Origin of the sequence: Geobacillus sp. ZGt-1, assembly GCF_001026865.1 — a bacterium.
GTDB lineage: Bacteria > Bacillota > Bacilli > Bacillales > Anoxybacillaceae > Geobacillus > Geobacillus thermoleovorans.
Genome location: NZ_LDPD01000026.1, coordinates 6,606 through 10,651 on the forward strand (window position 1 = coordinate 6,606; position 4,046 = coordinate 10,651).

5 protein-coding genes are annotated in these 4,046 nt (G+C 50.8%); all 5 read right to left on the bottom strand.

Going from position 1 to position 4,046, the window contains the following annotated elements:
- Positions 1-308 precede the first annotated feature (308 nt).
- Positions 309-746, bottom strand: a complete 438-nt coding sequence (locus VU18_RS13695) for a YaaR family protein (protein WP_047758341.1) — start codon at positions 744-746, stop codon at positions 309-311.
- Between the two features lie 82 nt (positions 747-828).
- On the bottom strand, positions 829-1,656 hold the full coding sequence (locus VU18_RS13700) for a flagellin (RefSeq protein ID WP_013146436.1): 828 nt from the start codon (positions 1,654-1,656) through the stop codon (positions 829-831).
- Between the two features lie 18 nt (positions 1,657-1,674).
- Positions 1,675-2,100: a flagellar export chaperone FliS gene (gene fliS, locus VU18_RS13705; protein ID WP_011232613.1), complete on the bottom strand. Its 426-nt coding sequence runs from the start codon at positions 2,098-2,100 to the stop codon at positions 1,675-1,677.
- A gap of 56 nt (positions 2,101-2,156) precedes the next feature.
- Positions 2,157-2,453 carry an EscU/YscU/HrcU family type III secretion system export apparatus switch protein gene (locus tag VU18_RS13710; RefSeq protein ID WP_047758295.1) on the bottom strand — a complete coding sequence of 99 codons (297 nt, stop codon included), beginning with the start codon at positions 2,451-2,453 and terminating at the stop codon, positions 2,157-2,159.
- Positions 2,450-4,046 (bottom strand): hypothetical protein (locus VU18_RS13715; RefSeq protein ID WP_047758296.1); only part of this gene is annotated, 1,597 nt, incomplete at its 5' end. The genes VU18_RS13710 and VU18_RS13715, both read right to left, overlap by 4 nt.

Below are 4,046 nucleotides of genomic sequence, written 5' to 3' on the forward strand. Positions count from 1 at the left end.
ATTCGCACACGTCACGTGTCGATAATCTCACAAACAACCGCCCGCACTTTGAACAATTGACTAGTTCCGCCATCGCGCATCCCTCCCGATCATGGCCTATGAAGCCGCCTTATAAAAGTGATTAGGTCGAATAGCGGCCTCTTCTCGTGATCACCCGCTTGGCGCCGACATCATCCCCCTGTCAGCGCCGCATCTCGGCATGCAGCGCCGTTAGCCATCTTCCACAGCCGCAAGCAGGTCGATAATGAAACCATGTTGATGACCAACGCAACATTGTAGAATCGCTCTTGTACCCGCAAACGAGTCCGTCATGTGTAAATATTGATGATCAGCCCTTGAATCTCGCCGACGAGCCGCAAAATCTCAAGTCCACGCTGTTCTTTTTGCAGCACTTCGTTCGTCAGTTCAACGAGCTTTTGATCAACTTCCTTCACGAGCTTATAAATGCGCGCCCGCCCGCCGCGGCTGAAGCCGCGCTGTTCTTCCAGCTGCAGGCCGTTTTTCACCGCGTCGTCCAAAAACGACTTGACGAGCTGTTTATATTTGCGCAAATCCTCCACCGTCCGCAACTCGGCGAGCTTTTTCCCTTGCTCCTCAATTTGGCGGACTTGTTCGTTGATCCGCTCCCATACGACGTCGCGGCGCGTTTTCGCCATGACTTCGGTGAACGACACCGATTCCATCGGAGCATCGTCTTTGCGGCTCACATTTGTCAGCCCTGTGCGCGTCACTTTTTGTACTTCCATCGTCATCACCTCTCGCTACCCCCATTATCGCACAACCATAGCAAAAGGGCGAGGCGTTTATGCCCCGCCCGATGCGGATCCATTAGCTTTTCAGCAGTTGCAAAATCCCTTGCGGCAGCTGGTTCGATTGCGCGAGCATCGCCTGCGCCGCCTGCGTCAAAATGTTGTTTTTCGTAAATTCCGCCATCTCCATCGCCATATCCGTATCGCGGATGCGGGATTCGGCGGCGGTCAAGTTTTCGTTCGCGGTTGTTAAGTTGTTAATGGTATGCTCGAGGCGGTTTTGGTAAGCGCCCATTTTCGATCGCGTTTTCGACACTGATATAATCGCTTCATCTAATTTTGCAATAGCAGCTTGGGCATTCGCTACCTGCTTGATATCCAATGAGCTAATGTCTTTCTTGTCTTCCCCAAGAGAGTCTTTTTTTTGCTTTTCCCACGATATTGTCAACGACTGCCCATTATTCGGCCCCAGCTGGATCGTAATATTTTGGCCGCTGGCTAAAATATTCATAGTGTTAAATTGTGTATCCGTTCCGATCCGATCAATTTCATCCTTCAATTGTTGGAATTCACTGTCAAGCGCTTCGCGATCCGTATCTTGGTTCGTCCCATTCGCCGCCTGCACAGCCAGCTCGCGCATCCGCTGCAAGATGCTGTGGACTTCGTTTAACGCCCCTTCCGCCGTTTGGATGAGTGAAATCGCATCAAGTGCGTTCCGTTCTGCCATTTGCAAGCCGCGAATTTGCGAGCGCATTTTTTCCGAAATGGCAAGCCCTGCTGCGTCGTCAGCGGCGCGGTTGATGCGCAAGCCGGAGGAGAGGCGCTCCAAGTTTTTCGAAATGTTCGATTGGTTGGCCGCCAAGTTGCGGTAGGCGTTGAGCGCCTGAATATTATGATTGATTCGCACAAACATCCGCTCCTTTGCTTATGATTTCTCGTATGCAATGAATTGCTCGTACGCTGCTGTTTTTTGCTTGAGCGCCGTTTGCGCGGGGGAGGCGCCGCTTTTCAGCGCCTCGTTCCACGCGGTGGCGATTGTGGTGGTTAATTGCAGCACTTCCCGAACGATCTTGACGTCTTTTTTCATATTCGCCTCGATGAGGCGCTCAGCCATATAGTTGTAGAGCGCATCCAACTGATGGGCGATAATGCCCGCGTCATAGCGCAATCCAACGCCGAGGCGGCGGAGGATGTCGTTTCCTTTTTGCAGCTGTTTGTTCGCTTTCCAATAGTCTTTTTGTTCAAGGGCCGCGATGGCCTCTTCCAAACATTCCATCAATCCTTCATATAACAATGCCGTCAGCTGTTGCGAGTTTTTTTGGTAAATCCATTCCTCAGTTAAAAAGTCCAACGCCGTGCACCCCCATTTGCCCTCTGCCTTTTATATCGGCGATGAGTTGACAATGTTTAATCATTTTTTTCAATTTCTTCAATCAAAATCAAAATTTCGGCAATGACCGCGTACAGCTGCGGCGGAATGCGGTCGCCAAGATCAAGCTGAAGCAAGTTTTGCACGAGCAATGGATCCTCTTGAATCGGGATGTGATGCTGTTTCGCCAGTTCAATGATTTTCTGCGCCACATGTCCGCTTCCTTGGGCGACGACAGTTGGCGACTGGCCCGACGATTCGTCATACCGGATGACGGCCGCCGTCGGACCAGTCATTTGCTTTCGTTTTTTTTGATTGAAATATTGCGCCATCATATCGTGAAATCGTACCCTCTTTCCGTAAACGGTCCGTACAGGCGAACGGATGGCACCCGTTTTTCTTCTTCCTGCCGCTTCGTTTCATTCGTCAGCTTTGTGATGTTGACCATTTTGACGTGGTAGCCGATCTCCTCCAATCGCTTTTTCGCCATATCGATGAACGGCGCGGCTTTTTGGGCAAAGTCATCGCGGTCGTTGCGAAGGGTGATGGACAAGCTTCGCTCATTGGCTTGAAGCAAAATGCCGAGGTCTCCCAGTTTTTTCGTCTCCAGCAAGAAATACAGCTGACAGTTTTCCCAATCGATTCGCTCGCCATCTTGGCGGGCGTTGACATAGACGTTGACGTTCCGCACTTCATTTTGCCATCGCAACGGCAAGGAGAAGAACAGGCTTTGCATGCCCACTCCAGCGTCCCATCGGTTTAGCAGTTGCTGACCAGTCAGATTCGTTAACGCTTGTTCCGCTTGCCGGGCGATGGGCTCATTTCCACTTTGTGCAAGCTGCAGAAGCGTCGCCTTCATATTCTGCGGTGTTCCTTCCCCGTCAGCGCCTTTTTGCACGAGCGATTCAGCCGCCTCATAATCGTGCATGAAGCCAAATCGGCGGAGCGCTTCAAACAATTGACGCGCCGACGGTCCGTCAACGAACGGCTGCACCGCTTCGTTCATTTGCCGGAGAAATGCTTTTGACAAATCTGCCTGCGGTTCGCCCAATCCAGCTACAAAATGCTTGACTTTTGTTTCGGACGGTTTCAACACCATATTCGCCAGAACGTCTTTCACTTCATTCACAATCTTCCGCGCCCCGCGTTCATCCCCTTGGTGAAGCCGCTTTTTCGCTTCAGCCAGCTGGGAGCTCGCCTTCATCAGCTGCTTTTCCGTCGCCATGTCCGTAAACAGCATCAAATCACTTTTTAAAATGACGTTGTCCAACTGCTTAATTGCGCTTTCCAAGTACTGTTTTGCCTGCAAGCGGGCGGCTTGTCCTCTTTGTTCCGCCCAGTGCAGCACCGTCTCCAAATGGTGCATCACATTGCGCTTCACAATCTGAAAGTCACGGGACGCCTGTGCCATTTTGGCTGTGACCGTTTGCACGAGAAAGTCTTTCGTTTGCATCGGCACACTCGCTTGCATCCATGTTCCATTAAGCGGAACATGGTCCGATGATCCCGAAGAAAGGGTTTGTTCCATGTCACTCAACATATCGAACAACGCTTTCCTGGCAGCAAGCTCTCTTCCGTTTTCCATAAACTGGCGCGCTTCTGTCAATGCTTCGTTGAACGCCTGCCTCCAGGCAGGATGAATCTGAACTCCTTCTCCATTCTCCTTTTGAATCAAGTCAAGCACTTGTTCAAGATGCGGCTCTTTTTTCAGTTGCTCGACGGCATGAAGAACCTTGTCGCGCAATAAATTGATCGCTTGCATCATCTCTGTGCCATTTGCCTTTTGATGCGGTTCGGACAAAAGAGCTGTTAATCGTTGCAGCAATTGTTGAACGAATTCTTGTGGAGAACCAACACGGGACATAGAAGTTGACGCACTGTCGTCCAATTTTCCTTCCATGGAAACGCGGAATTTCTTTTGTTCATTC